The sequence below is a fragment of the Parasedimentitalea huanghaiensis genome (assembly GCF_009753675.1).
Lineage (GTDB): Bacteria > Pseudomonadota > Alphaproteobacteria > Rhodobacterales > Rhodobacteraceae > Parasedimentitalea > Parasedimentitalea huanghaiensis.
Genome location: NZ_WQLV01000007.1, coordinates 131710 through 156953, shown reverse-complemented (window position 1 = coordinate 156953; position 25244 = coordinate 131710). Strand labels below are relative to the sequence as shown.

The window sequence follows — 25244 nt, the reverse complement described above, 5'->3', positions numbered from 1 at the left end:
CAGGACCGGCCAAAAGGACCAAGACCAAAATGGGTAAGTTTCTTGCCATGCTAATCCTCGTTTGCGCAGTGGGCGCGGGTGCTGGAATGTACTATCTGCAAGTCTACCACTACTACGAAGAGGTGGAGCTGACGCCAGGCCAGGACGTGGTACTGGTGCCGCAAGGCGGCGACGAGGGCGTGGCAATTGCCTATAGTGACTTTCAGGCGATTGATGCCAGTAGTTCGCCAATCCGCTACCGGGCCTGTTTCACAAGCTCGCTGAGCCGTGAAGAACTGGCGCAGATCTACACCGTTTCCGATCAGCATCAGCCCCGCATCGCGCCGGGATGGTTCGACTGTTTTGATGCCCAGGCTATTGGTGCAGCACTTGAGGCCGGTACTGCTACGGCCTTTCTCTCGGTCAAAAACATTAAACATGGCTATGATCGCATTGTCGCCGTCACTGATGAAGGCATGGGATACGTCTGGCATGACTCTAACAACTGCGGCAAAAAGGCTTATGACGGCACTGTGATCGGTGAAACTTGCCCTGAATTGCCTGCGGCAAGTCAGTAAACTTGGCCCTGTAGTGTGACGGAGAGTGATATGAGTGCAGCCTTCATCATCCCGGAGTTCATCACCGTGACCCTTGGGTTTGCGGTGTTTTTGATGGGCGCGCGGTTGAATGCCCGCGTCGAGGTGCTGCGCCGTTTTAATATCCCTGAACCGGTGACGGGTGGTTTGCTGGCAGCACTGGTGGTGTTGGCGGTCTATCTGTTTTCCGGTCGTGCTGTTGAGTTCGAAATGGCCAGTCGCGATTTCTTTCTGGTGTTGTTTTTTGCTGGGATTGGTCTCAACGCACGCCTCAGCGACCTGATTGCTGGGGGGAAACCATTAGCGATCCTGCTGGTGCTAACCCTGATGACCATTATCGCGCAAAACATAATTGGCGCCGCTGGTGCCGTGCTGTTTGGATATCCTGCGCAGGCCGGGGTGTTGTTTGGCTCTGCTTCGCTGATCGGTGGACATGGCACCGCGATTGCCTGGGCCCCCGATGTTGCCGAGGCAACGGGTCTGAATGGTGCAACCGAGCTGGGTGTTGCGGTTGCGACGCTGGGCTTGGTTTTGGCGGCGTTGGTTGGTGGACCCGTGGCGCGCATTCTGATCACGCGCAACAATCTGGCCCCTGCGCGCCCGGACGAAGGGGCCACTGTCGGGTTGCCGGATGCGGACGTTGCCCCTGCTGCGCAAATCGATCACCTGAGCCTGATGCGGGTGATGCTGTTTTTGAACTTTGCCATCATCTTGGGCTACATTGGGTCACAGTTGATCGAGGCCGCCGGGTTGAAACTGCCGCTGTTTGTCCCCTGTCTGATCGCGGGTATCCTGATAGCCAATCTACGCGCATGGCTTCGCCCCAATGCGCCCGCGGTGTCACGCACGCCCGCGCTGGCGCTGGTGTCGGAGTTCTCGTTGGGGGCCTTTCTGGCCATGTCGCTGATGGCGCTGCAACTGTGGACTATTGCAGAACTTGGCCTGGCGATTGCTGTGATCATGACCGCTCAGACCGCCTTTGCCGTCGTCTTTGTTCTTTATGTTCTGTTTCCGCTGCTGGGCAGTGGTTATCGCGGTGCGGTTTTGGCGGCTGGATTTGGTGGGTTTGCGCTGGGCGCAACCCCCACAGCCATCGCTAATATGACCGCCGTCACCAAACGCTATGGCCCATCGCCTATTGCCTTTGTTGTGCTGCCCCTTGTATCCGCCTTCTTTGTAGACATCGCCAACGCCATCGTCATCCAGATGATAGTGAATTTCTGAGGACCCCCAGATGCCCGACCTGCTGATTGAACTGTTTTCCGAGGAAATTCCCGCCCGCATGCAACGCCGCGCAGGTGAGGATCTGAAAAAGCGAATGACCGATGGCTTGGTCGAAGCAGGTCTGACTTATGCTGGGGCGCACGCCCTGACTACACCCCGTCGCCTGACACTGGCCATCGACGGTTTGTTGGCGGCGTCGCCCACCGTGCGCGAAGAGCGCAAAGGACCAAAGGTCGGTGCGCCTGATAAAGCCATCGAGGGTTTCCTGCGCGGTGCAGGTCTGACCCGTGAACAGTTGGAAGAGCGTGAGACCCCAAAAGGCGCGGTCTATTTTGCCTCGATCGAAAAGCCGGGTCGACCGGCGGCGGACATCATTGCCGAAGTTCTGGAAGCTACAATCCGCAACTTTCCATGGCCAAAATCCATGCGTTGGGGATCGGGCAGCCTGAAGTGGGTGCGCCCGCTGCATTCGATCCTGTGCCTGCTGTCGGATGAGGCCGGATCAGAAGTTGTCCCGTTGGACATCGACGGTATCAAGTCGGGCAATACCACCCATGGACACCGTTTCATGGCACCGGATGAGATTACAGTGAGTGGCTTTGACGACTACGCTGCCAAGCTGAAACGCGCCAATGTGGTGTTGGACCCGGCGGAGCGTGCCGATGCGATTTGGCAGGACGCCACCAATCAGGCCTTTGCCAATGGGTTGGAAGTGGTCGAAGATAAGGGCCTGCTGGCTGAAGTCGCGGGTCTGGTCGAATGGCCAGTTGTGCTGTTGGGATCCATCGACGACGAATTCCTGAGCCTACCACCTGAAGTGTTGCAAACCTCGATGAAGGAACACCAAAAGTTCTTCTCGGTTCGCAACCCCAAGACCAAGCGTATTGAAAAGTTCGTTACCGTTGCCAACCGTGACACTGCCGACAATGGTGCAACCATTCTGGCGGGCAACCAAAAGGTTCTGAGCGCCCGTTTGGCAGATGCGAAATTCTTCTGGGAGAACGACCTGCGCACTGCCAAAGAAGGCATGGAGGTCTGGACCGAGGCGCTGTCAAACGTCACCTTCCACAACAAGCTGGGCTCTCAGGCCGAACGGATTGACCGCATCGCTGCACTGGCGCGCGAGATAGCCCCGGTTGTGGGTGCTGACGCTGATTTGGCCGAGCAGGCGGCACGGGTTGCCAAAGCCGATCTGTCCTCGGAAATGGTATATGAATTCCCCGAGCTGCAGGGCCTGATGGGCCGCTACTACGCCGAGGCCGCAGGCCTGCCGCAAGAAGTTGCCAATGCTTGCGAAAACCACTACTCGCCGCTGGGCCCATCGGATGATGTGCCAACAGAGCCGGTTTCGGTTGCGGTCGCACTGGCCGATAAGCTGGACACGCTGACCGGGTTTTGGGCGATTGATGAAAAGCCGACCGGGTCGAAGGATCCCTTTGCGCTGCGCCGCGCTGCGCTGGGTGTTATTCGGTTGGTTTTGGAGAATGATTTGCGTCCAGCAATGCGGGATGCAATGGCTAAAGGATATGAAGGTACGGATGTCGAAGATCTCCTTTCCTTTTTCCACGACCGCCTCAAGGTCTTCTTGCGTGATCAAGGTATCCGCCACGATGTCATCGACGCCTGTATCGCCATGGACGGCAACGACGATCTGACCCTGCTGGTCAAACGCGCCCGTGCTTTGGAGGATTTCATGACATCCGACGACGGCACCAACCTGCTGCAGGGCTATAAGCGCGCCAACAATATCCTGACCCAAGCCGAGGAAAAGGACGGGGTGGAATATTCCTATGGCGGTGATGTGAAATTTGCCGAGGAACCCTCAGAGATTGCCTTGTTCGAGGCGCTAGCAGCCTCCGAGGGGGCGATCTCGTCGGCCATCGAGGCCGAAGATTTCGCGGCTGCCATGGGCAGCATGGCAGCGATGCGGGCGCCGATTGATGCGTTTTTTGAAGCGGTGCAGGTGAACTCTGACAATGACGTGGTCCGCCGCAACCGGTTGAACCTGCTGCACCAAATTCGCCAGATATGTGGCCAGGTCGCGGATTTGACCAAAGTGGAAGGCTGACAAGCCGCTTCTTTTTGCTAAAAATACTCCCGCCGGAGGCAGGGGCTTTCCTATTGGAAAGCCCCTTTTTCGTTGAATACTGCGAGGTGATCCTTGTTGATAGCGACAAGATGCTTGCGCCATAGCGGCTTGGCCTTATGCTGCAGGGCAAAGGAAAGGTGCTGCAGTGCAGAAACAACCATCAGAGACCCCGTTTGCCGCACTGATCACGCCAAACGCCCCAATTGCAGCGCAAAGCCATGGCGGGCGTGCCAAATGCCTGCAACGGCTGGTGCGACTGGATTTACCGGTACCGCGCACCGTTGCGCTGTCATTTGATGCGGTACAGGCCATTGCCGAAGGTCAGATGCCGGAATTGGCGGCTGTTCTGGGGGAGTTCCCGGAAGATGCGCTGCTCTGTGTGCGCCCATCTTCGGAAGACCCCGATTGGGGTGGCCCCGGTGCGGTGCTGAATGTGGGCATGAACGATGCCCGTTATGTTGACCTGTGCGACAGCCTGGGTGCTCCGGCGGCTGCGGCGCTGTATCTGCGCTTTGTTCAGTCTTATGCGGTGCATGTTGCGCGATTGGACCCGGATGTCTTTGATGAGACAGGCGACGACGGCCCAGAGGCTTTGAGTGGCATTTTGCAGGCCTACGAAGCTGAAACGGATGAGGTGTTCCCACAAGATCGTGGCGAGCAGCTGGCCGCTGTGCTGCGGTCAATGGCGCGGGCCTGGGATGGCACATCGGCGCGTCTGTTGCGCCAAGCCAAAGGTGCACCGGTTGATGCCGGGCTTGGGCTGGTGGTACAGGAAATGATACCCGGGCTGGGGCAGGGCGAATGTGGCTCTGGTGTTTTGCAGCTGATCAACTCACAAACCGGGCAGCCGCAGATTACCGGACGGTATCTGAGCCAGTCGCAGGGGCGCGATGCACTTGGGGCCGGAGCGGCGGCGTTGTATCTGGAGCAGGATCCGCGTGGGACAGCGCTGGCTGATGTCGCACCTGAGGCGTTTGCCGAACTGAAGGCCCATGCAGCCCTGATGCGCCAGCGTTTGCGTGAAGCGATGCAGGTTGAATTTGTCATTGAGAACGGCCGCGTTCATATTTTGGATGGGGTGCGGGTGGCACGCTCGGCGCGGGCTGCGGTTCGCATTGCAGTGGCACTAGCGGAGGACAACATTATATCTCCGCAAGAAGCAGTGATGCGGATCAATCCACATGCCCTGAATGAGCTGCTGCACCGTCAGGTTGACCCAGAAGCGGACCGTGAAGTGATCGGCACGGGTATTGCTGCCAGTCCTGGTGCTGCAACCGGACGGCTGGTGTTTACAGCCGCGGAGGCACAGGCCAGCGCGGCACGGCGTGAGCCTTGTATTCTGGTGCGCCGCGAAACCTCCCCCGAAGATATTCGCGGCATGCATGCCGCGGTTGCGGTTCTGACCGAAAAAGGCGGCATGACCAGCCATGCGGCTGTGATTGGCCGTGGTTTAGGGTTGCCGTGCATCGTAGGCGCGTCGACGTTGAAGTTTCTGAGCAAGGAAAAACAACTGGTTACGGCAGAAGGCCGTGTCTTCAAAGCTGGCGAGATCGTCACCATAGATGGCAGCTCGGGGCAGGTTTTGGCCGGGCAGCCCGCAATGCTGGAAGCGGCGTTGGATGATGCCTTTCAGACATTGATGGGCTGGGCGGATGCTGAGCGCGACATTGGTATCCGCGCCAATGCGGATACGCCGGCTGATGCGCAGGTTGCGCGAAATTTTAACGCTCAGGGTATCGGGCTTTGCCGCACCGAGCACATGTTTTTCGATCCCAGCCGCCTTATCGTAATGCGTGAGATGATCTTTGCGGAAACCTCGTCTGGGCGTGCTGCGGTGCTGGCGCGGCTGCTGCCGATGCAACGTGGCGATTTCTGCGAGCTATTCCGCATCATGGCAGGGATGCCGGTTTGCATCCGCCTTTTTGATCCGCCATTGCACGAATTCCTGCCTGCTACCAAGGTCGGTCAGCGGGAGCTGTCCGAGGCACTGGGTATTCCTGTTCGCGATGTTACCCGTCGCGTCGAGGAGATGGGCGAGTATAACCCCATGTTGGGACTCCGTGGTGTTCGGTTGGGTGTAACGGTGCCTGAAATCTATGACATGCAGGCGCGTGCCATTTTTGAAGCGGCATTGGATGTTTCAAAGGGCGGGACTCCAGTGGTGCCTGAAATCATGATCCCCCTGGTCTCGGCTAAGCGAGAAGTCGAGCTGGTGAAGGCCCGCATTGACGCGGTTGCAGCCGCAGTGAAATCCGAACGTGGTATTGAATTTGAGTATCGCCTGGGGGTCATGGTCGAGACACCGCGCGCTGCGCTGCGTGCAGATGATATCGCGCCGCACACCGCATTTCTAAGTTTTGGGACCAATGATCTCACTCAAATGACCTATGGTCTTTCTCGCGATGATGCGGGGCGGTTCATGTCCGATTATGTGCGCCAAGGGGTGTTTCCCGAGGATCCTTTTCATGTGCTGGATATCGAAGGCGTCGGTGAATTATTGAAACTTGGGGTGCAACGAGGCCGAAAGACCAACCCAGGTGTGACCCTATCCATTTGTGGGGAACACGGCGGTAACCCCGAATCAATCGCCTTTTGCCGGGATGCTGGGTTTGACTATGTGTCGTGTTCTCCGTTTCGGGTACCCGTTGCGCGGCTGGCTGCTGCTCAATTGGCGATTGCACATAACATTGGGCAAGCGGTTGCTGAAGTCACCTAGATCTTGCGGTTGCGTCAAAGGTTAAAGGGCAGTTTTGCTGATAAACAGTCCCTTAACTCTCAGATTAGGGTTGCAAAATTCGCGAAAACTGGACCTTTGCGCTGTTCTGGGGTAGACCATCAGCGCGCAGAATTTAGCTGGTTGGCGCGACCATTTGGTACCTGGGGTATCTGACATGAGAACTTTTGCTTTTGCCGCTTTTCTAGTGGCATCTTTGGCAATGCCCGACGTTACCCCCGCAGAAACGGGGTTTGCTCGCCTGTTCCAGAGGGATCAGTCGGCGTCGGCTGCTGCGCCTAAACGGCGTCAGCGTGGGTTTCTATTTTTTGGCAGGAAACCTGCCAAGGTTGAACCCATAACCTACACAACGGCTTGGCTGGATTCCCAGCCTGCAGCCAGTGGTGATGCTAATTTTGAATGTCTTGCCCAAACCCTGTATTTTGAAGCACGCGGAGAAACCGTAAAAGGGCAATTTGCGGTTGCCGAAGTGGTCATGAACAGGGTCGCGAGTGCGCAGTTCCCCAACAGTGTTTGCGGTGTTATCAAGCAAGGAACTGGCCGTCGTCATCAGTGCCAGTTCAGTTACACATGCGACGGTCGTTCAGAAGCGATTGGTGAGCGCCAGTCCTACGAACGGGTTGCCAAGGTTGCCCGAGCCGTATTGGACGGAAACGCGCAGGAGCTGACAGAAGGCGCCACCTACTATCACACCACAGCAGTTCGGCCACGTTGGAGCCGAACGTTTACGAATACTGCGCAAATTGGAGTGCATCTGTTCTATCGTGATGAGCGTTATCGTACCGCGTCTAGCGACTAACCTTTTTCCATCGCCGTTTTTGGACACTGGTGTGGCGTATGTCGGGCTGTTATCAGTGGGCGTATGTTCTAGACTGTGAGACCTAGCTCTCCCACTGCCAGCCAAAGGCGCGACCCTATGAATTCAGAAATCCCCCTTGCTTTTGCACATCCTTCCGAGAGGGCTGCGGCAACAGCAACTGATCAGGCGTTAGACCGAATTTCCCTGCGCGACCACATCGTTGAGGTCGAAATTGGTGCCTTTCAAGCGGAGCGCGGAAATACACAGCGTATCAGCTTTAATGTCGTGGTCGAAGTTGAACCATTGCCCGATGACGTCGACGATGACGTTGATCGTATTCTATCCTACGACAAAGTAACCGAGGCCATCGCCCATGAACTGTCAGAAGAACGTCTGAATCTTCTGGAAACACTTGCTGAACGGATCGCCGATCGAATTTTACTGGAACCTCAGGCCGTGCGGGTTTTTGTTCGGATTGAGAAACTGGATCGCGGCTCGGGTGCGTTGGGCGTTGAGATTGTCCGCGCACGGCATCAATTGCTGCACAACACCGAAGTTGAGGAGCGCCCACACCCGAGGTTGTTGTACCTAGGGAATGCTGCGGTGGATAGCGGTAATCTGCGTGGTTGGATCGACCAGATGCAATCGCGCGAGCGACCACTGATCCTTTGTGTTGGTGCGCATGAACTCGCGGTGCCACGCACCGGGCATGGGATGACGGAACGGCGGATTGATTTGTTGGCCATTGAACAAAATGCCTGGCGTCTGGCCGCGCGCGATGACCGCTGTGTCGTTGTGGCGACCCGTACCGAGCTGGACTGGGCAATGAAGAATGGCCAGATCAGTGTCTGGGCACCGTCCAAAATTGTTCTTGATGCGGTGGATGGCCCGTCAGTGCCGCCCTCTGAGCCAGTAGAGCTTGCGGCGTGGTTCGCCACCCTGCTAGAGGCCGGAGAAATGATGGTGATTGGTGCAGAATTGCCCGGAACCTCGGGCGTACCAGTGCGCGCGATTGCTGAGACACAGGTCGAGCTATGACCTATTACCGTCCCCTTGTTCAACATGGCGAGGCCCGTCCAGAAGGCGCGGTTGAGCTGGCCGGGGGAACACTGTGGTTCAGTCATGCTGAAGTGCTTAGCCGTGACACACCATCTCATATCATACCAGCTGGGTTGGTACCTGACGTTGTTCTGCGCCGCCTGTCTGGCCATCGCCCTACCTTTGCCGGATTGGATCTGAGCCAGCCACAAGTTGTGGGAATTCTCAACGTGACGCCCGACAGTTTCTCTGATGGCGGTGATCATGATGATCCAAGTGTAGCAGTTCAAGCCGCGCTGCAAATGGTTGAGCAAGGTGCTGACCTAATAGATATTGGCGGTGAATCTACACGTCCCGGGGCGGTTCTTGTTCCCGAAAGTGAAGAGATCACTCGTACCGCACCCGTAATTCGAGCTCTGCGTGAGGTCAGCGACGTACCAATCTCGATCGATACAAGAAAGTCTGGCGTTGCAGCTGCAACGTTGGAGGCGGGCGCTAATCTGGTGAATGACGTTTCCGGGTTCACTTTTGACCCGGAGTTGGGACCGGTCGCGGCTGCAGCAGGGGTGCCCGTCTGTGTGATGCACGCACAGGGCGATCCGGCGACGATGCAGCAGGATCCCAGCTATGAAAACGTCCTGCTCGACGTTTATGACTTTTTGTCTGCCCAGATAGAGCGGTTGGAAGCCATTGGCGTCTTGCGTGATCAGATTGTTATTGATCCGGGTATCGGGTTTGGCAAAACACTTGAGCATAACCAAGCTCTGCTGCAGGGTATTGCTTTGTTTCATGGGCTAGGCTGTCCCATTCTACTAGGTGTGTCGCGTAAGGGATTTATCGGCACAATCGGCAAAGAACCGCAGGCGACCGCGCGGGCGCCGGGGTCAATTGCGGTGGGGCTTGCGGCACTGGCCCAAGGCGTGCAATTCCTACGGGTGCATGATGTCGCGGCAACAGCGCAGGCCATTCGCCTTTGGCAAGCTGTTCGTTAAGACCTGAAAAGAAAGACCAATATGCGCAAACTATTCGGTACTGACGGCGTGCGTGGCACCGCCAATATTCACCCCATGACCGCTGAAATGGCGCTGCGTATCGGCGCCGCTGTTGGGCGTTATTTCCGCAGAGATGCCTCGGGTGTGCACCGAGTGGTGATCGGAAAAGATACGCGGTTGTCTGGCTATATGTTCGAAAGTGCATTGACCGCAGGGCTGACATCAACGGGCATGAATGTACTGTTGATGGGGCCGGTACCAACCCCGGCTGTGGGTTTGATGACACGGTCCATGCGGGCCGATCTTGGGGTGATGATTTCAGCCAGTCACAACCCGGCTGAAGACAACGGCATCAAGTTTTTTGGCCCGGATGGGTTCAAATTATCGGACAGTGCGGAACTGGAATTGGAGGCGCTGATAGAAGCCGGGGTTGAGCCCGCTCAAACCGAAAATATTGGCCGGGCCAAGCGGATTGATGATGCGCGCTTTCGCTACGGTGAACGGGTCAAAAGCTCACTGCCCAAGGATATCCGCTTTGATGGGCTGAAGGTGGTGATCGATTGCGCCAATGGTGCAGCCTATCGTGCTGCGCCTGAAATCCTGTGGGAACTGGGCGCCGAAGTGGTGCCAATCGGAGTTTCGCCGGATGGTGTGAATATCAATGATGGCTGTGGGTCCACCAAGCCGCAAACCGCCGCCGAGGCCGTGGTTGCCCATGGTGCCCACGTTGGGATCTGTCTTGATGGGGATGCCGATCGGGTCATTCTGATCGACGAAAACGGGAAAGTGGCGGACGGTGATCAGTTGATGGGGCTTTTGGCTTCGCGTTGGGCCGAACAGGGTTTGTTGACGGGCGGTGCACTGGTCTCCACCGTGATGTCCAACCTGGGTCTTGAGCGATTCCTGAATGATCAAGGAATTGGGTTGGAACGTTCAGCTGTAGGCGACCGCTATGTGGTCGAGCGAATGCGCAGCGGCGGCTTTAATCTGGGCGGCGAGCAATCCGGCCATATCGTGATGTCCGATTATGCGACCACTGGAGATGGGTTGATGGCCGGGCTGCATTTCCTGGCTGAGATGGTGCGCTCTGAGCAGAAGGCCTCGCTGTTGGCAGAACAGTTCCAGCCAGTGCCGCAGCTGCTGAAGAATGTCCGTTTCAAAGCGGGGCAAACCCCACTTGAGGCGGAACTGGTGCAAGACGCCATCCAGACCGCTGAACAGGTGTTGAACGGGCAGGGGCGATTGCTGATCCGCAAGTCGGGGACCGAGCCGCTGATCCGGGTGATGGCTGAATGCGAGGACGAAGCTTTGCTGAGCAAAACTGTGGATTCAGTTGTCGATGCGGTCACCTCTGCGGTGACGACCTAGAGGCTTTTCCGCTCAATATGTTGGGTAACGCTGGCTGTTGGTTGTGTGCGCCCAAACAGTCGCATCAGTGCGCCGTATTGGCTGAGCCCCATTCCGCACAGGATCAGCGCCAGCGCCCATACCATTGCACTGGGCAACGGTTCTGCTAGGAATAGGGTGCCCAACAGCACCGACCAAACCGGCACCTGATAGCTTACCAAGGACATGAACACCGGTCCTGCGCTGCGCACGACCGAAACCCGCAAAATACTGGCCGCTGCGGTCGGGATCAGGCCGAGAAAGGCTGTTGCGATCAATGTCTTCCCATCTACCATTGGTGGCAGGCCTTCGACGAGCAGCGCCAAGGGGATGACCACCATGGCGCCAATGATCAAAAGAACGGCTGTCATTCCAATAGGATCGATTTTGGGCATCCGCCGTATCAAAATTGAGCTGAAGGCGTAGCAACAGGCTGCACTCATGCAGGCAATTCGTCCGAACAGTTCTAGCTCAGCTCCATTCGAGCTAAAGGCCTGACCACCGATCAGGATGCCAACCCCAACAAAGCCAATGATAAACCCCAGGGCCCGGCGCCATGTCAGCCGTTCCCCCGGAACAAAGAAATGTGCCAAGGGAAGCACGATCAGGGCCACTGAGGCCATCGACACCCCGGCGAAACCAGAGGTAACATATTGCTGTCCCCAGTTCAGCAGAATGAACGGAAGTGCTGAACTGAGAAGTCCAAGGGCGCATAGAGCAATTTTGTTGGACGGGGCAGGGGGCGCAGAAAACAGCTTGCCACCGCGAAACTGCCAAATAGCAGTGGTAAAGAGCGCACCAAGGGTAATCCGGGCCGCGGCCAGCCAAAACGGTGTGATGCCGCGCAGCGCGATCTCAATCACCAGAAATGTCCCACCCCAGGTCAGGCCCAGAATAGCGACCATTAGCCAATGTCGCCCAGTGATATCAGTCATGTGTGCTCCTCGCGGGTGTGCAGGTACATGAGGTCAAAGTGTGGGCAGGGTCAATTGCCATCCCTTCGTGCTGGGTCGAAGTGTTGGCTTTTTCAGGTGGCGACGATGGCTCTGCGGCGTTTCTTGCTGAGGAGTAACCCACCTAAGATCAGCGCGAGTGACACATAGAGCTGAGGTGGCAGGATTTCATTCAACAGCACAACACCAAACAGCACCGACCAAACGGGCAACTGATAGTTCACCAAGGACATAAAACTCGGGCCTGCGTCCCGAATAACCTGTACCAGCAAAACCTGTGCCAAGGCAGTTGGGAGCAGACCCAAATACAAAATAGCCGCCAAAGACAGTGCAGATGGCATTTGTGGGACACCTTCGAGGATCAGTGCAAAAGGCAGGATCATAACTGTTGCCGAAAGCAGAGCAGCGGCAGAGAGGGAAAGCATATCTGTTTTGGGGCACAATCGGGTTATGATTGCCCCGAAGGCATAACAAAGAGCTGCACCAAGGCAGGCAACTCTAGCCAGGGCCTCAAAATCGCTGCCAACCAGTTTAAAAGCATCCAGTCCAATCAGCACAACAACTCCAGCAAAGCCAACCAGGAAGCTGATGCCGCGTTGTAAGGTCAACCGTTCGCCTGGCACCAGAAAATGCGCCAATGGCAGGACAAATAGAGGCACCACGGCCATGCAAACCCCCGCGAACCCGCTGGCGACGTATTTTTGCCCCCAACTCAGCAGGGCAAACGGCATGGCGCTGGAGAAAAAACCCATGGCAAGAGCTGCAGCCCAAACACGTTGTCCTGTGTTGTTGCGCCAGTCAGGCAGGCCAATGCCCTTGAGTTGAACGATGATCAGCAGGACAATTGCACCCAGTCCAACACGTCCAGCCACGATGGTCAGAGGTCCCAAGTCGCGCAGCGCCACCGAAATAAACATGAAAGACGCGCCCCAAATCAGGCCAAGGCTCAACAGCTTGACCCAGTTCATCATTCCAACAGGCGCAGTCATATTTGGTTCTCCAGAGAAAAAGGGCGCCCCGGTCGGGGACGCCCTGGGTATTCAAGTTGAATGCGGGCCTAGACCCGCAATCCTTAGTTCTTTTCTTTGTCGACCATTTTGCCAGCAGAGATCCACGGCATCATGCCACGCAGCTTGGCGCCGGTTTCTTCGATCTGGTGCTCGTCGTTGGCACGACGCGATGCTTTGATAGTTGGCTGACCAACGGCATTTTCCAGCATGAAGTCACGAACGAACTTACCGGACTGGATGTCAGACAGAACGTCTTTCATGCGGGCTTTGGTTTCGTCGTAGTTCAGGATGCGTGGGCCGGTGACGTACTGGCCGTACTCAGCAGTGTTCGAGATCGAGTAGTCCATGTTGGCGATGCCGCCTTCATAGATCAGGTCAACGATCAGCTTCACTTCGTGCAGACACTCGAAATAGGCCATTTCTGGTGCGTAACCAGCTTCGACCAGAGTTTCAAAGCCACAGCGGATCAGTTCTACCAGACCACCACACAGAACAGCCTGCTCGCCGAACAGGTCGGTTTCACACTCTTCGCGGAAGTTGGTTTCGATGATGCCGGAACGACCGCCACCGATTGCGGAACAGTAGGACAGACCGATTTCCAGCGCTTTGCCAGTTGCATCGTTGTCCACTGCAACAAGGCAAGGCACGCCGCCGCCTTTGGTGTATTCGCCGCGTACGGTGTGACCTGGGCCTTTTGGCGCCATCATGATCACGTCAACGCCTTCTTTAGGCTCGATCAGACCAAAGTGAACGTTCAGGCCGTGGGCGAACGCAATTGCCGAACCCGGCTTGATGTTGTCGTGGACGTATTTCTTGTAGGTTTCAGCCTGCAGCTCGTCGGGCATGGTGAACATGATCACGTCACACCAGGCAGCAGCTTCTGCAATGCCCATAACCTTCAGGCCTTCGCCTTCGGCTTTCTTGGCGGATGCGGAACCTTCGCGCAGAGCCACGACGAGGTTTTTGGCACCTGAGTCACGCAGGTTCAGCGCGTGCGCGTGGCCTTGCGAACCGTAGCCCAGGATGGCTACTTTTTTGTCTTTGATCAGGTTGATGTCGCAATCGCGATCGTAATAAACGCGCATGTCCACGTCCTCTTTGTTTGATGTCTGCGGCGATCATAGTGATATGCCCACAAGGTTCGAGAGCATTGTTGAGGTATTAGTGGGAATTTTTGCACTATTCATCCGCTAATTGTCGGTATATCGACTGAATCATGCTTGATGACCTGGATCGACGAATTCTGCGCAACCTACAAAGTGATCCCGCCCAGTCGATTCCCGAACTTGGGGACCGTTTGGGTGTCTCAACCTCGCGCCTGACCCGCCGGTTGGACAAGCTGCGTGAAACAGGTGTGCTGCGCGGCCAGCAGGCGGTTATCAACTGGCGGGCGCTTGGTTACGCAGTCGAGGTCAGCCTGCGGGTGACACTGGACAAGACTCAGACGCGCGCTTTTGATGATTTTATCGAGGCAGCACGCGGCATTCCCGAAGTGATCGAAATCCAAACCTTTCTGGGCCGGGTGGATGTGCGCCTGTCCGTCATAGCGCGGGATATGGCCCATTATCAGCAGATCTATCGTGCGGGGATCCTGACCCTACCGCATATCGCTGACATCGAGGCTCTGATGCATGTGGCCCGGATCAAAAGTGATGAAGGGCTGCCGCTATGAATGATCTCGACGAGTTCGATCAAAAACTGCTGCTGGCATTGACGCAGGACGCTAACTTGTCGGCTGGGGCCTTAGGACGCCAATTGGGGCTCAGCCAACCCGCTACATGGCGACGAATTAAGCGGTTGCAAGACAGCGGTGTGATTGCCGGGCGTCGTCTGGATCTGGATCGTGAAAAGCTTGGCTTTGGCGTCACTGTGTTTCTGGGTATCAAATTGGCCACCAAGGGGCGGGTCAGTCTGGATGACTTTGAACGCGCGGTCAGCGCAATTCCCGAAGTGCAGACGGTGGAGCACGTATTGGGCATGTATGACTACCGTCTGCGCGTCACTGCTCGTGACATTACTGATTTTGAGCGAGTGCTGCGCCGCCGGGTGATGACCTTGCCGGGGGTGGGGGATGTTGAGGCCAATGTCCTGCTAAGTGAAGAAAGGCGGCCGGGGCCTTTGGGGTAATCCGCTGTTCGCAAATACACTTTCAAACAGTACCGACCAAAGAAGGCTTTGCTAAGTTGCCCCCAGAAGGATAGCCATTGTGCAACGCTATTTGGAGGATCAGAAATGGCACTTTTGCAAACTGTCGACCCGGATGGGATGGATGAATTTTCGGTCGTTTTCACGGACCGCTCGCTTAATCACATGTCTAAAACCTTTCAGAAGGTAATGCTGGATATCAATTCCATGCTCAGAGAGGTCTACAAGGCCGAGGCCGTGGCTGTGATCCCAGGGGGGGGCACCTATGCGATGGAGGCCGTTGCCCGTCAATTTGCACGCGGCGAAGACGTGCTGGTGGTGCGCAATGGTTGGTTTTCCTATCGCTGGAGCCAGATCTTCGAAACAGGTGGTCTGACCTCATCTGCCACAGTGATGAAGGCGCGTCAGACCGGCAATACTAGCCCGTCACCGTTTGCTCCTGCACCCATTGGCGAGGTCATTGCGGCCATTAAAGAAAAGAAACCGAGCATTGTGTTTGCGCCGCATGTGGAAACGGCGGCTGGGGTCATCCTGACGGATACTTACGTCAAAGCTATGGCCAAGGCTGCGCATGAAGTTGGCGCGCTGATGGTTCTGGACTGCATCGCTTCGGGCTGCGCCTGGATTGACATGAAAGGCACCGGAGTGGATGTGTTGATCTCGGCCCCGCAAAAGGGCTGGTCGGCATCACCCTGTGCTGGTCTGGTGATGTTGTCAGAACGGGCAGAGGCCCGGATGGCCGAGACACAGTCTGACAGTTTTGCCATCAACCTGAAACAGTGGCGCACCATCATGCAGGCCTATGAAAACGGCGGCCATGCCTATCACGCCACCATGCCGACTGATGCGCTCAAGGATTTCCGCGATACCATGGCCGAGACCAAGGAATATGGGTTCGACAAGCTGCGTGATGCGCAATGGGATCTAGGCAATGGCGTGCGGGCCATGCTTAAGGAAAAAGGCGTGACCTCGGTTGCTGCTGATGGGGTTGGCGCACCGGGTGTGGTGGTTAGCTATACCAGTGATCCGGAGATCAGCACCGGCAAGAAGTTCGCCGCTTTGGGTATGCAGATCGCCGCCGGTGTGCCGCTGCAATGTGACGAGCCCGGGGATTTCCAGACTTTCCGACTGGGCCTGTTTGGTCTGGACAAGCTCTATGATGTGGATGCCACTATGGCTCGTCTCAAGACGGCGCTGGATCAGGTTCTCTGACGTCGAATGCGTTTGAGTTGACGCAATGACATGTTGCTGTTTGCGCCAAGGCCACGGCGCAAACAGCGCATGATGATCAGACCCGAGATAATCAACCAGGCTCCGCCCCAGAACAGAGTGGGGCCGCCGAATTCCTCGGCCAACATCCGGGCGTCAGAGCGCAGGTAGGATCGGGCAATCGTGTCGCTGAAGATGTCATAGGGCACAAAAATCATGCTGCTAAGTCCGATCACCCGCAACACCAGATCGTTGAATCCGTGCGACAGATATTTGGAACTGCCCAACATCAGCAGGCCGGCGATGATGCAGAATGACAGGGCGAAAAGGTCGCGCACGTATAGGGCAGCAGCGGTAAGGATCACTGCCGCAAGCAACCCCATGACAAAACGGTCCCAATTTGCACGCACCGCAATCAGGAACAGTGTCACTCCAATCAGCAGTGAGCCGCAGTAGCCTGCGCTCAGCGTCAGGAAGCGGCTACCTCCGCGAGAAATGACCATTCCGCCTTGTTGTGGGTCGATTGTCAGGCTTTCGACGGAGCCGCCGGTCAGCAGTGTCATTGCAGCGTGGGACAGCTCGTGTAGCAGCACGATCAGGATTTTTAGCGGCACAACTACGGGCGTTGACCAAAACGCAAAGATCAGCGCAGTCAGCAGCATCAACTGCCAGTGACCGGTGCAAAACCGTTTGACCCGGCGCAGGCTCACTTCGTGCCCAGCCCGGTACGCATGAGCGTCTTGCGAACTGGTGCGATGGAGTAAAAAGCGTTCAGTGCGGCTGCCCGCATATCCCGCAAGGGGCGCGCTTCCAGCATCGAGGCCCGGTTCAGCATATCAATGCCCTTGACCCGTAACTTGATCTCAGTGTGGCGCGCCTTGTGATAGGCCTCTAGCATCTGAGTATCCCCCAGCCCGTCACGGCGGGCTTCGGCAAATTCCAGCAGGCTGGCGAGATCGCCCAACGACATGTTCAAGCCCTGCGCACCAATGGGCGGCACCACATGGGCGGCTTCGGCCATCAATGCCAGGCGCTCGCCATTCAGCCGTTCGGCGGCTTGGCTGATGATCGGCCATATGGTGCGACGCGAAGCCAGTTTCAGATCACCCAACTGACCACAAGAACGCCGTGTCATCGCGGCTTCGAATTCTTCGGTTGGCAGGGCTTGCAGTTCTTGCGCCTTTGGGCCGCGTTCCATCCAGACAATTGCCGAGCTTGGCAGTCCGTTGTGGTCGGGCAGGGGGACCATTGTAAATGGCCCACCGGACCGATGCACTTCTGTCGACACATTGTCGTGTGGCGTTGGGTGAGTGACCGCAAAAGCCAACGCTTTTTGGCCGTAGCGGGTGGTGCTTACCGCAATTCCGGCAGCTTCGCGCATCGGAGAGCTGCGGCCGTCACAGGCGATGACCAATTTAGTTGTGACCCTGCTGCCATCGCTGAGGCCAACACGGGCTTCGGCAGTGCGTGTGAACAGGCTGGTGGTGGCAACACCAGGGCGGAAATCGACATTGGGCAGCTTGTCCAATCGTGCCAATATCTCGCGTCGCAGCAACCAGTTGGGCAGGTTCCAGCCAAAGGGTTTGTCCGAGAGGTCAGCGGCGTCAAAATCCTTGACCACCCGAGGTTCGGGCACTTCACCACCGGCATCCACAATACGCATGATTTGCAGGGCGGAGGCGTGATCGGCCAGCCGATCCCACAATCCACAGCGCTGCAATAACTCTTGTGCTGGCTGTAAAAAGGCGGTTGTGCGCAGATCTGACCCTTCGGCGTCGCGTTCGGTCACAGGTGCAGTAGGATCAACGCAGATCACGTCAAAACCAGCCGAGCCAAAAGCAGCGGCTGCGGTGAGACCCGCAATGCCGCCGCCAGAAATCAGGATGTCGCAGGTATCAGCCATTTTTCAGCCCTCTGTTTATGGGCTGATCTAGGCCTGAGAACAGGGAAATGGCAAGCGCCAAGCGGTCGCAGGGATTGTGATCAACCGCGTGTGATCAGCATGAGAATGGCAAAAATCACCGGGACCATGGCAACTGCAGGCATGTATAGGCCGGGAATACCCCAAGTGACGACAGACAGCGCCCAAAGAAGCAAAAAAACTGCGATGGCCAGAAACATCTTGGCGTCAGGAGATAGTGATCTCTTAGCGGTTGGCAAAAGAGGTTTGGCAACGGTGGTGTCGGTCATCGTGCAGTCCTGAAATGGGTGAAAGATGACTGTGATATATGTATTTGTGTGACGAGGAAAAGTGACGCTTACCTCAAAGCATTGATGTTAGTCGAAATGCCGCAGGAACTCTGTCAGATCGTCGGTGTGATACTGAATGTGACCCGCATCAAGCGGATCCGGTGCGACATGTATGGTGCGCATACCCATCTGGTGTGGTGCTGCCAGATTACGCGGATCATCTTCGAACATTGCCGCCTTTTCAGGGACAACACCCGCCTGGGAGAACACGCGATCAAACGCGCTGCGCTCTGGTTTTGGCAGATAGCCTGCATGCTCAACACCATAGATCCCGTCAAACAATCCGTTCAGTCCACGCGCCGCCAGTACACGTTCCGCATAGGGGGCACTGCCATTGGTATAGACGATTTTTTGTCCAGGTAGGCCGCTGATTCTGGACGCAAGAGCGGGGTCTTTCTTCATATGGTCCATCGAAATGTCATGCACTTCGATCATATAGGGCACTGGGTCCAGATCATGTTCACGCATCAACCCCGCCAAGGTTGTTCCGTGTTCGCGCCAGTACAGGCTGCGTAGGCGATTGGCTTCAGCTTGATCCACCTTCAGCGCGTCCATCACGTAACGCGTCATTTTGACCTCGATCTGATCGAACAGACGGTCGGATGGCGGATATAGGGTATTGTCGAGATCGAATACCCAATGAGTGACATGTGAGAAGTTATCTTTGACCATAGCGCAGGCTTAGGCAGCACGTGATTGATTTGCAAACAAAAGCGTAGGCTGCTGTGTCGATTTGCCCCGCAAGTTCGCCGTGGGCTTGATTGAGAGGCAACGGGCCATGTAAACAGGCATAACCCAAATCGAGAGTGATCATGAGCCAGAGCCGACACAATCAGAAAGATGCCTATAGCCTGATCCTCGAAGCGATCGATGTCGGTGTTTATAAACCCGGTGACCGCCTCGTTGAAAGTGACCTGGCAGAACGGTTTGGCGTCTCACGCACGCCAATCCGCGAAGCGCTTCAGCGCCTTGAGACCCAATCCTTGCTGGAACGCGACGGCCGTTCACTCATCGTTGCTTCGTTAGACCACAACCAAATGGCAGAGCTATATGTGGTCCGTCGTGAGTTGGAGGGGCTGGCAGCGCAGTTGGCAGCGCGTCATGCGACGGAAGAAGAGATCCAAGTGCTGCGCGATATGGTGGCGGCTGATGATGCGCTGGTTGACGACCCGGTGGCGCTGGCCAAGGCCAACCGCCGGTTTCACGAGCAAATCCACCTTGCGTCTCACAACCGATATCTTGTTCAGCAACTGAACCTTGTGCACCGGACGATGGCTCTTATGGCGACAACCTCTCTTGCGGCTCACGGTCGAGGAGAGATTGCACAAAGTGAACACAAGAAAATCGTCAGTGCCATCGAGAAACGCGATGAAGAGGCCGCTGGGCAAGCCCTCAACGATCACATCTCAGTCGCCTTTATGACGCGGCTAAAACAGGATGCCGGAAAGCGCAGCAACAATTAATGTTGCTGGTGTGGCGTCTGCGATTCAGCATCGCTGTGACCATGGGTCGTTTTATCCCAGTAATAGGGACGCCAAACCAGTTCATGCAGGGCCTTGAATGCGGCAATACAGCCCAGTGGGAAGTATAAGATCATACTCGGCGCCCAGAAAGCCAAGCTGGGCCGGTTTGAAGCAAAAGACGCTGTGATGGCAATGCTGATCCCTAGCAGCTCGAAGAGCATCAGCGATGCTGCGGTGCCATAAAGGACGTTCATTGGGAGTATGCTTGCACTAGGGTGTGGCACCCCCAATAGCATCAGCCAGAACGACCATAAGAATGGTGCCAGTAGGAATTGACCTACTGTACCAAGAAAGAAAGCCTGAAACCCCAGGAACCGTTTCCAGCCCAGCTCGTCCAACAATAAGCGTGGTCGTCGCATATGCACGAGATACGTCACCATGAAGCCTTTGAGCCAGCGAGAACGCTGCCGGATCCATGACCAGAGGTGGCAGTTGGCCTCTTCAAACGTTGCCGTGTCTATCATTTCGGTCAGATAGCCAGACCGGGCCAGACGGACACCCAGATCCGCATCTTCGGTGACATTATGAGCATCCCAACCGCCCAGGCTTTCTAATGCAGCGCGCTTCACAAATAGGGTGGTGCCACCAAGCGGCAACACCATCCCCAGTCGGGCCAAACCGGGTAAGACAACACGGAACCAGCTGGCATACTCCAGTGTAAAACACCGTGACAGCCAGTTTGTGCGGGGGTTGTAATAGTCTAGTACGCCTTGCAGGCAGGCCACATTGTCAGCAGTTTGTTCAAAACTGCGGGCGACCCTTTCCAGTTGATCGGGTACTGGTGCGTCCTCGGCATCCCAAACCCCAATGATGTCGCCCTGACAGAAATTTAGCGCGTAGTTCATGGCCCGGGGTTTTGTTGTAAGCGTTCCTAAATGCGGGACCTCGATGATATGCATCCAACGCGGCAGGGACGCAGCCTTCAGCGCAGCACGGGTCACGATGTCATGTTCTTCAAGCACCAAAACCACCTCGACTAACGAACGGGGGTAGGTCAGCTTTTGGAGGCGATGCACCAATTTTCGACTGATTTCGGGTTCGTGGAACAAGGGAACCAGCATTGAGATCCGGGGCAGTCGTTGTGGTGTATGGGGGAGTTCATGTGACAGCGGCGTGGTTGCTACCTGTCCTTCGTGGCTTAGGTGGGTGATGAACCCACACATCTTCAACCCGACGAACAGGCTGAGAAGGAGGACTGACAGAGCGCAGAAAAAGGTGAATGTCAGAACTGGCGCACACCACATCAACCCAGTGAGAGTTGTAACTAAAATCAGAGGTAAGTGGTGCTGGTTTGAGGTTTGCCAATGGCGGATGCTGTTGTGCAGGGGTACCCGGGTGTTGGCAGCCAGAGCCAGTTCCTCGCGGAAATATGCGGTAAGCAGGGCTGTAATCTGATCCTCAGCAGCCAAAACCGGCCGGATCTGGTCGAAGCTGCCTTTCAACGACTGCTTCAACGCGTGAAAGTGTTCCGGGTGGGCGATGGCGATTACGGTAACTGGCCCAAGTTGCAGCCAGGGCAGGGCATTATGTCCAATCCAGAATTGCGCCGGTTTGCGGCCCAATAGTCGGGGATCTGGTGTGTGTTTGGACAGGTCTACTTGTTGGATTCCGTGTTGACGGGACAGGGCATGTAGAACCTGATCCTTGTTGGCCCAACCCTGACTGATCAGAATATGGCCTAGCGGGGCTTTCTGGTGCCGCTGTAGAACCAGTGCCCGCAACAAGTCAGTGTCTTGGATCGCTTGAATGTCTAAAAGGTGGCGGCCAAGCGGTAGGCGTGGATAGGGGGGGGGTCGCTTAGGGCGATGATGAAGAATCCCTGCTGAACGATCCTGCATATCCCCACCGTTTGCCATTTAGCTCATAGGGCAGCGTGGCGAACGGTGGTTAACAGCCCATTAACCAAATGGCTTGGTGGCTGGGTTTTACTCTAAGCTTACGCGTCGACTGTTTTGCGGGCTTCCATAGCTTCGGCAAACCGCTCAAACAGGTAAAAACTGTCTTGTGGGCCAGGGCTGGCTTCGGGGTGCTGCTGTACCGAGAAAACAGGGCGGCCGGACAAGCGAATACCACAGTTAGATCCGTCGAACAGCGACACATGTGTCTGAGTCACACCTTCTGGCAGGGACTGTGCATCGACGGCAAAGCCGTGGTTCATTGATGTGATCTCGACCTTGCCGGTTTCCAGCTCTTTTACTGGGTGGTTGGCGCCATGGTGGCCATGGTTCATCTTGATGGTTTTTGCACCCAGCGCTAGCGCCAGCATCTGGTGTCCGAGGCAGATACCAAAGACCGGCAAGTCAGTGGTGTCCAGAATGGTTTTGATCATCGGTACGGCATATACGCCCGTCGCTGCCGGGTCGCCGGGACCATTGGAAAGAAAGACCCCATCCGGGTTGTGGGCCAAAACCTCTTCGGCGGTGGCTGTGGCGGGCAACACGGTGACATCACAGCCCGCAGACGCGAGGCAGCGCAGGATGTTGCGTTTGGCACCATAGTCGATGGCGACAACTTTGTGCTTGGGGGCGTCCTGACGTGGATATCCATCAGGCCAAGCCCACCGCATTTCATCCCAGCGGTAGCTTTGGGCACAGGTGACCTCTTTGGCCAAATCCATCCCTTCCAGGCCAGACCAGGCACGGGCGGCAGCCACCAGTGCATCGACGTCGAAATTGCCATCGGGATCATGGGCCATCGCGACATGTGGAGCCCCTTGCTGACGAATGACGCGTGTCAGGCGACGGGTGTCGATACCGCCAATGGCAATGCGGCCGGTCCGGGTCAGCCAGCTTTTCAGCTCTTCTGTGCTACGCCAATTGCTGGCAAGAGTTGGATCCCATTTGACCACCATGCCCGCAGCCACTGGGTTAGCTGTTTCATCATCTTCGGGGGTAACACCGGTGTTGCCGATATGTGGGAAGGTGAAGGTCACGATCTGGCCCGCATAAGATGGGTCAGTCATGATTTCCTGATAGCCAGTCATTGCGGTGTTAAAGCAGAGCTCGGCTACGGTTTGTCCGGTGGCACCAAAGCCAACGCCGTAAAACACGGTACCATCAGCCATTGCCAGGCATGCGGTGGGCTTGGACGGGGCAGTATCGGCCATTGCGCGAGTCTCCATGTGGGATAAATTCAGGGGTACTTAAGGGGAGGGCGGGAGCGGGTCAAGCCCGGCCACTTATTGCCCATGCGGAACGCCCTATCACGCCGGGCTGGACTGTGCGGTCTTGTCTCGCGACAGTTCATTGGGTAAGGCTGTGATTTCCAATGCCATGGGGATGGAAGTAAAATGGATATGCGCACACGGGTCAACACGGCCCTGAAACAGGCGATGAAAGATCGGGCCGCCAGTCGCTTGGCCACTTTGCGTCTGATCAATGCTGCGATCAAGGACAAGGAAATCGCAGCCCGCGGCGACGGTGAAGAGATTGTCGTTGCAGATGACGATGTATTGGCGATTCTTAGCAAAATGACAAAGCAACGCAATGAAAGCGCCCGCGCCTACGAAGAAGGTGGGCGGTTGGATCTGGCCGAGCGAGAGCTTGAAGAAATTGCCATTATTGAAGAATTTTTGCCCAAGCAGTTGGCTGACAGTGAAGTGGTTGAAGCGGTTCGAGCGGCCGTTACCCAAACAGGCGCCAGTTCGATTCGCGACATGGGTAAAGTGATGGGAGCACTGAAGGCAAAGTACACTGGCCAAATGGACTTTGGTAAAGTTGGCCCATTGGTCAAGGATCAGCTTTGTTCGGGTGGAGACTGCTGAAATCTCCCTTTGAGGGAGCTTTCGGAGAATAGCGTGTGATACGTTGAATAAGGCGGCCCAATTGAGGCCGCCTTTTCTGTGCGTTGAGAACGTTATTGCTCAGGCGATGTTACCCTAAGATTGGCACCCAAGTCTGCTACAAGGGCAAGGAATTCGTTTCGTACGTCTGCCGCAAAAGGGTTCTCTTCCTCAATTGCGGAAAACACATTCGGCGGATCATGACGCACCATAGATGTAGCCTGAAGCAATAGATCAAAACTAACCGTTGTCATCCTGGTGGGTAAGGGGCCCATCTGGGTCAACACCTTGGCGATCAGGTGGGTCAAACCCTGAGTGACTGCGGCCTCACGATCGTGATCTTCCGGGCTCAGGTTGTAGACCTGAAGATGCAGAACTCGCCGCAAGAAGGCACCTATAGAACGATCTGCCTGACCACGGATATTGCAGAGTGCGATTTTGCGCCCGGCCAGAGATCCAGTTGCGCTTTGTGGACCAAACAGAGGGTGGGTTCCAATCAGGTCGACATCGGCGGGCAAGTGGTCTTGCATCGCCTTTGCAGTTGTCATTTTGACGGAGCCAACATCCATCACGATGCAGCCGGGTTTCAGGTGACTGCGAATGGACTGACAGGTACTGGCTATGCTGCTGACGGGGACAGCAAGGATCACCAAGTCGCTATTTGCGGTCTTGGCTTCCGTGTCAAAATGATATGCCTTTGTCTCTGATGCGATGGGATGAGGGTCATGCACCGTCATTTGAAAATGCGGGGACAAATGCTTGGCGATCAAGCGGCCAAACTGGCCAAAACCAAACAGGCCTATGGTTTTGATATTTGGGACAGGGGGCATTGGTTCGCTCCAGTGGGCCGCGATACCAAGCCAAGAGTGTGTGTTCTGCCGCCGGTACGCGGCGGTTGAACATGAAATAGATGAAGGGACCGCCGTTATGTGAAGGGCGGATAATAGCTGGTTAGAAGGTGGTTGGTCAGCATTTGCATAGGGTTTGAGTAGTCCAAGTTGTTCGGCCTGTCAAAGTTCATTTGACGGGGCTGCTGGCGGTGGGGCATGGACTGGTAAATATGTCGCTAGTTCTTGGTAGAGTGACTTGCGCTCGTCCTCAGACAAAAAGGCACCAATTTCGACTTCACGACCGTTGCCGCGCAGGGTGACATAGTTGGGGACCGGGCCGCCTTCTTTATGTAACTGGACTGAAGTCCAATATCGATTGCAGTTCCAAGACTGTTCCTCTTGGCGCGGAGAATTGCGTATCAGGCGCGCAGTTTCGGAATCCAAGGTCAGGATCTCCAGTATCTGCTGGTCGCGTCGGTTGCGGTCCAACGCCCATTTTAATCCAAACAGGGCGGCCAGCAGGAACGGCAACACCCCCCACAAGATGACACTGCCTAGTACTGGCAGCAGAGGAGCGCAGATCAGAACGGCCGCCATGGCCAGAATATTTACATAGCCCCTAACAGGGAGAGACTGATGGGGCCAAAGGTGTAGTTCACCGTCGTCGGTGGTGGCAGGAGTGATCCAGTTGTATGGCATTGAGAGA

The 25244-nt window shown here is 56.1% G+C and carries 24 protein-coding genes; 13 read left to right on the top strand and 11 right to left on the bottom strand.

Annotated elements, in window-relative coordinates; all coding sequences use genetic code 11:
* Positions 1–29: 29 nt before the first annotated feature.
* The 8 genes from GO984_RS12940 to glmM all read left to right on the top strand — a co-directional run bounded on the left by GO984_RS12940 (position 30) and on the right by glmM (position 10819).
* Positions 30–557 carry a DUF6446 family protein gene (locus GO984_RS12940; protein WP_157022936.1) on the top strand — a complete coding sequence of 176 codons (528 nt, stop codon included), beginning with the start codon at positions 30–32 and terminating at the stop codon, positions 555–557.
* Positions 558–587: 30 nt separating this feature from the next.
* A complete protein-coding gene (gltS, locus tag GO984_RS12935; RefSeq protein WP_157022935.1) occupies positions 588–1799 on the top strand; it encodes a sodium/glutamate symporter in 1212 nt (403 codons plus the stop codon).
* 10 nt (positions 1800–1809) lie between these two features.
* Positions 1810–3867, top strand: coding sequence for a glycine--tRNA ligase subunit beta (gene glyS, locus GO984_RS12930; protein WP_157022934.1), 2058 nt, complete (start codon positions 1810–1812; stop codon positions 3865–3867).
* 166 nt (positions 3868–4033) lie between these two features.
* On the top strand, positions 4034–6604 hold the full coding sequence (locus GO984_RS12925; RefSeq protein ID WP_167740323.1) for a putative PEP-binding protein: 2571 nt from the start codon (positions 4034–4036) through the stop codon (positions 6602–6604).
* A 220-nt stretch (positions 6605–6824) separates the two neighbouring features.
* Positions 6825–7421, top strand: coding sequence for a cell wall hydrolase (locus GO984_RS12920; protein ID WP_245231098.1), 597 nt, complete (start codon positions 6825–6827; stop codon positions 7419–7421).
* A 117-nt stretch (positions 7422–7538) separates the two neighbouring features.
* Positions 7539–8459: a dihydroneopterin aldolase gene (locus tag GO984_RS12915; protein WP_157022932.1), complete on the top strand. Its 921-nt coding sequence runs from the start codon at positions 7539–7541 to the stop codon at positions 8457–8459.
* Entirely contained in the window at positions 8456–9451 is a 996-nt protein-coding gene (gene folP, locus GO984_RS12910) for a dihydropteroate synthase (protein WP_157022931.1), read from the top strand. Before GO984_RS12915 ends, folP begins: the two co-directional genes overlap by 4 nt.
* Positions 9452–9472: 21 nt before the next feature.
* Positions 9473–10819, top strand: a complete 1347-nt coding sequence (gene glmM, locus GO984_RS12905; protein WP_157022930.1) for a phosphoglucosamine mutase — start codon at positions 9473–9475, stop codon at positions 10817–10819.
* Here glmM and GO984_RS12900 read toward each other — a convergent pair.
* The 3 genes from GO984_RS12900 to ilvC all read right to left on the bottom strand — a co-directional run bounded on the left by GO984_RS12900 (position 10816) and on the right by ilvC (position 13885).
* On the bottom strand, positions 10816–11772 hold the full coding sequence (locus GO984_RS12900; RefSeq protein WP_157022929.1) for a DMT family transporter: 957 nt from the start codon (positions 11770–11772) through the stop codon (positions 10816–10818). The genes glmM and GO984_RS12900 overlap by 4 nt on opposite strands.
* Before the next feature lie 92 nt (positions 11773–11864).
* Positions 11865–12779 (bottom strand): DMT family transporter, encoded by a 915-nt coding sequence (locus tag GO984_RS12895; RefSeq protein ID WP_157022928.1) that lies wholly within the window; start codon positions 12777–12779, stop codon positions 11865–11867.
* 83 nt (positions 12780–12862) lie between these two features.
* A complete protein-coding gene (gene ilvC, locus GO984_RS12890) occupies positions 12863–13885 on the bottom strand; it encodes a ketol-acid reductoisomerase (protein WP_157022927.1) in 1023 nt (340 codons plus the stop codon).
* Between the two features lie 131 nt (positions 13886–14016).
* Between ilvC and GO984_RS12885 the strand changes: the two genes are divergently transcribed.
* The 3 genes from GO984_RS12885 (at position 14017) to GO984_RS12875 (ending at position 16157) form a co-directional block, all read left to right on the top strand.
* Entirely contained in the window at positions 14017–14472 is a 456-nt protein-coding gene (locus GO984_RS12885) for an Lrp/AsnC family transcriptional regulator (RefSeq protein ID WP_157022926.1), read from the top strand.
* Positions 14469–14927: an Lrp/AsnC family transcriptional regulator gene (locus tag GO984_RS12880; RefSeq protein ID WP_157022925.1), complete on the top strand. Its 459-nt coding sequence runs from the start codon at positions 14469–14471 to the stop codon at positions 14925–14927. Before GO984_RS12885 ends, GO984_RS12880 begins: the two co-directional genes overlap by 4 nt.
* 105 nt (positions 14928–15032) lie before the next feature.
* The gene (locus GO984_RS12875) at positions 15033–16157 is read left to right on the top strand and encodes an aminotransferase class V-fold PLP-dependent enzyme (RefSeq protein WP_157022924.1); all 1125 of its coding nucleotides are present in this window, start codon (positions 15033–15035) and stop codon (positions 16155–16157) included.
* On the opposite strand, the gene GO984_RS12870 is transcribed toward GO984_RS12875, so the two are convergent.
* The 4 genes from GO984_RS12870 to GO984_RS12855 form a co-directional block, all read right to left on the bottom strand.
* Entirely contained in the window at positions 16145–16864 is a 720-nt protein-coding gene (locus GO984_RS12870) for a M50 family metallopeptidase (RefSeq protein ID WP_342448086.1), read from the bottom strand. The genes GO984_RS12875 and GO984_RS12870 overlap by 13 nt on opposite strands.
* Positions 16861–18057, bottom strand: coding sequence for a UbiH/UbiF family hydroxylase (locus GO984_RS12865; protein WP_157022923.1), 1197 nt, complete (start codon positions 18055–18057; stop codon positions 16861–16863). The genes GO984_RS12870 and GO984_RS12865 overlap by 4 nt, the downstream gene beginning before the upstream one ends.
* A gap of 80 nt (positions 18058–18137) precedes the next feature.
* Complete coding sequence (locus GO984_RS12860; RefSeq protein ID WP_138164500.1) at positions 18138–18344, bottom strand: hypothetical protein; 207 nt, start codon at positions 18342–18344, stop codon at positions 18138–18140.
* 87 nt (positions 18345–18431) lie between these two features.
* On the bottom strand, positions 18432–19076 hold the full coding sequence (locus GO984_RS12855; RefSeq protein WP_157022922.1) for a pyrimidine 5'-nucleotidase: 645 nt from the start codon (positions 19074–19076) through the stop codon (positions 18432–18434).
* A 140-nt stretch (positions 19077–19216) separates the two neighbouring features.
* On the opposite strand from GO984_RS12855, the gene GO984_RS12850 reads away from it, so the two are divergent.
* A complete protein-coding gene (locus GO984_RS12850; protein ID WP_157022921.1) occupies positions 19217–19867 on the top strand; it encodes a GntR family transcriptional regulator in 651 nt (216 codons plus the stop codon).
* Here GO984_RS12850 and GO984_RS12845 read toward each other — a convergent pair.
* Positions 19864–21765 carry a glycosyltransferase family 2 protein gene (locus GO984_RS12845; RefSeq protein ID WP_157022920.1) on the bottom strand — a complete coding sequence of 634 codons (1902 nt, stop codon included), beginning with the start codon at positions 21763–21765 and terminating at the stop codon, positions 19864–19866. The genes GO984_RS12850 and GO984_RS12845 overlap by 4 nt on opposite strands.
* Positions 21766–21863: 98 nt before the next feature.
* Positions 21864–23033: a glutamine-hydrolyzing carbamoyl-phosphate synthase small subunit gene (gene carA / locus GO984_RS12840; protein WP_157022919.1), complete on the bottom strand. Its 1170-nt coding sequence runs from the start codon at positions 23031–23033 to the stop codon at positions 21864–21866.
* A gap of 183 nt (positions 23034–23216) precedes the next feature.
* Between carA and GO984_RS12835 the strand changes: the two genes are divergently transcribed.
* Positions 23217–23690: a GatB/YqeY domain-containing protein gene (locus GO984_RS12835; RefSeq protein WP_157022918.1), complete on the top strand. Its 474-nt coding sequence runs from the start codon at positions 23217–23219 to the stop codon at positions 23688–23690.
* Positions 23691–23782: 92 nt separating this feature from the next.
* On the opposite strand, the gene GO984_RS12830 is transcribed toward GO984_RS12835, so the two are convergent.
* Together GO984_RS12830 and GO984_RS12825 are read right to left on the bottom strand one after the other, a co-directional pair.
* The gene (locus GO984_RS12830) at positions 23783–24616 is read right to left on the bottom strand and encodes a prephenate dehydrogenase/arogenate dehydrogenase family protein (RefSeq protein WP_167740332.1); all 834 of its coding nucleotides are present in this window, start codon (positions 24614–24616) and stop codon (positions 23783–23785) included.
* Positions 24617–24718: 102 nt separating this feature from the next.
* Entirely contained in the window at positions 24719–25237 is a 519-nt protein-coding gene (locus tag GO984_RS12825; protein WP_157023039.1) for a DUF2244 domain-containing protein, read from the bottom strand.
* Positions 25238–25244 lie beyond the last annotated feature (7 nt).

Coding starts and splice junctions, on each gene's coding strand:
- GO984_RS12940 (WP_157022936.1), top strand. CDS start 30: ATGGGTAAGTTTCTTGCCATGCTAATCCTCGTTTGCGCAGTGGGCGCG.
- gltS (WP_157022935.1), top strand. CDS start 588: ATGAGTGCAGCCTTCATCATCCCGGAGTTCATCACCGTGACCCTTGGG.
- glyS (WP_157022934.1), top strand. CDS start 1,810: ATGCCCGACCTGCTGATTGAACTGTTTTCCGAGGAAATTCCCGCCCGC.
- GO984_RS12920 (WP_245231098.1), top strand. CDS start 6,825: ATGCCCGACGTTACCCCCGCAGAAACGGGGTTTGCTCGCCTGTTCCAG.
- GO984_RS12915 (WP_157022932.1), top strand. CDS start 7,539: ATGAATTCAGAAATCCCCCTTGCTTTTGCACATCCTTCCGAGAGGGCT.
- folP (WP_157022931.1), top strand. CDS start 8,456: ATGACCTATTACCGTCCCCTTGTTCAACATGGCGAGGCCCGTCCAGAA.
- glmM (WP_157022930.1), top strand. CDS start 9,473: ATGCGCAAACTATTCGGTACTGACGGCGTGCGTGGCACCGCCAATATT.
- GO984_RS12900 (WP_157022929.1), bottom strand. CDS start 11,772: ATGACTGATATCACTGGGCGACATTGGCTAATGGTCGCTATTCTGGGC.
- GO984_RS12895 (WP_157022928.1), bottom strand. CDS start 12,779: ATGACTGCGCCTGTTGGAATGATGAACTGGGTCAAGCTGTTGAGCCTT.
- ilvC (WP_157022927.1), bottom strand. CDS start 13,885: ATGCGCGTTTATTACGATCGCGATTGCGACATCAACCTGATCAAAGAC.
- GO984_RS12885 (WP_157022926.1), top strand. CDS start 14,017: ATGCTTGATGACCTGGATCGACGAATTCTGCGCAACCTACAAAGTGAT.
- GO984_RS12880 (WP_157022925.1), top strand. CDS start 14,469: ATGAATGATCTCGACGAGTTCGATCAAAAACTGCTGCTGGCATTGACG.
- GO984_RS12875 (WP_157022924.1), top strand. CDS start 15,033: ATGGCACTTTTGCAAACTGTCGACCCGGATGGGATGGATGAATTTTCG.
- GO984_RS12865 (WP_157022923.1), bottom strand. CDS start 18,057: ATGGCTGATACCTGCGACATCCTGATTTCTGGCGGCGGCATTGCGGGT.
- GO984_RS12860 (WP_138164500.1), bottom strand. CDS start 18,344: ATGACCGACACCACCGTTGCCAAACCTCTTTTGCCAACCGCTAAGAGA.
- GO984_RS12855 (WP_157022922.1), bottom strand. CDS start 19,076: ATGGTCAAAGATAACTTCTCACATGTCACTCATTGGGTATTCGATCTC.
- GO984_RS12850 (WP_157022921.1), top strand. CDS start 19,217: ATGAGCCAGAGCCGACACAATCAGAAAGATGCCTATAGCCTGATCCTC.
- GO984_RS12845 (WP_157022920.1), bottom strand. CDS start 21,765: ATGCAGGATCGTTCAGCAGGGATTCTTCATCATCGCCCTAAGCGACCC.
- carA (WP_157022919.1), bottom strand. CDS start 23,033: ATGGCCGATACTGCCCCGTCCAAGCCCACCGCATGCCTGGCAATGGCT.
- GO984_RS12835 (WP_157022918.1), top strand. CDS start 23,217: ATGGATATGCGCACACGGGTCAACACGGCCCTGAAACAGGCGATGAAA.
- GO984_RS12825 (WP_157023039.1), bottom strand. CDS start 25,237: ATGCCATACAACTGGATCACTCCTGCCACCACCGACGACGGTGAACTA.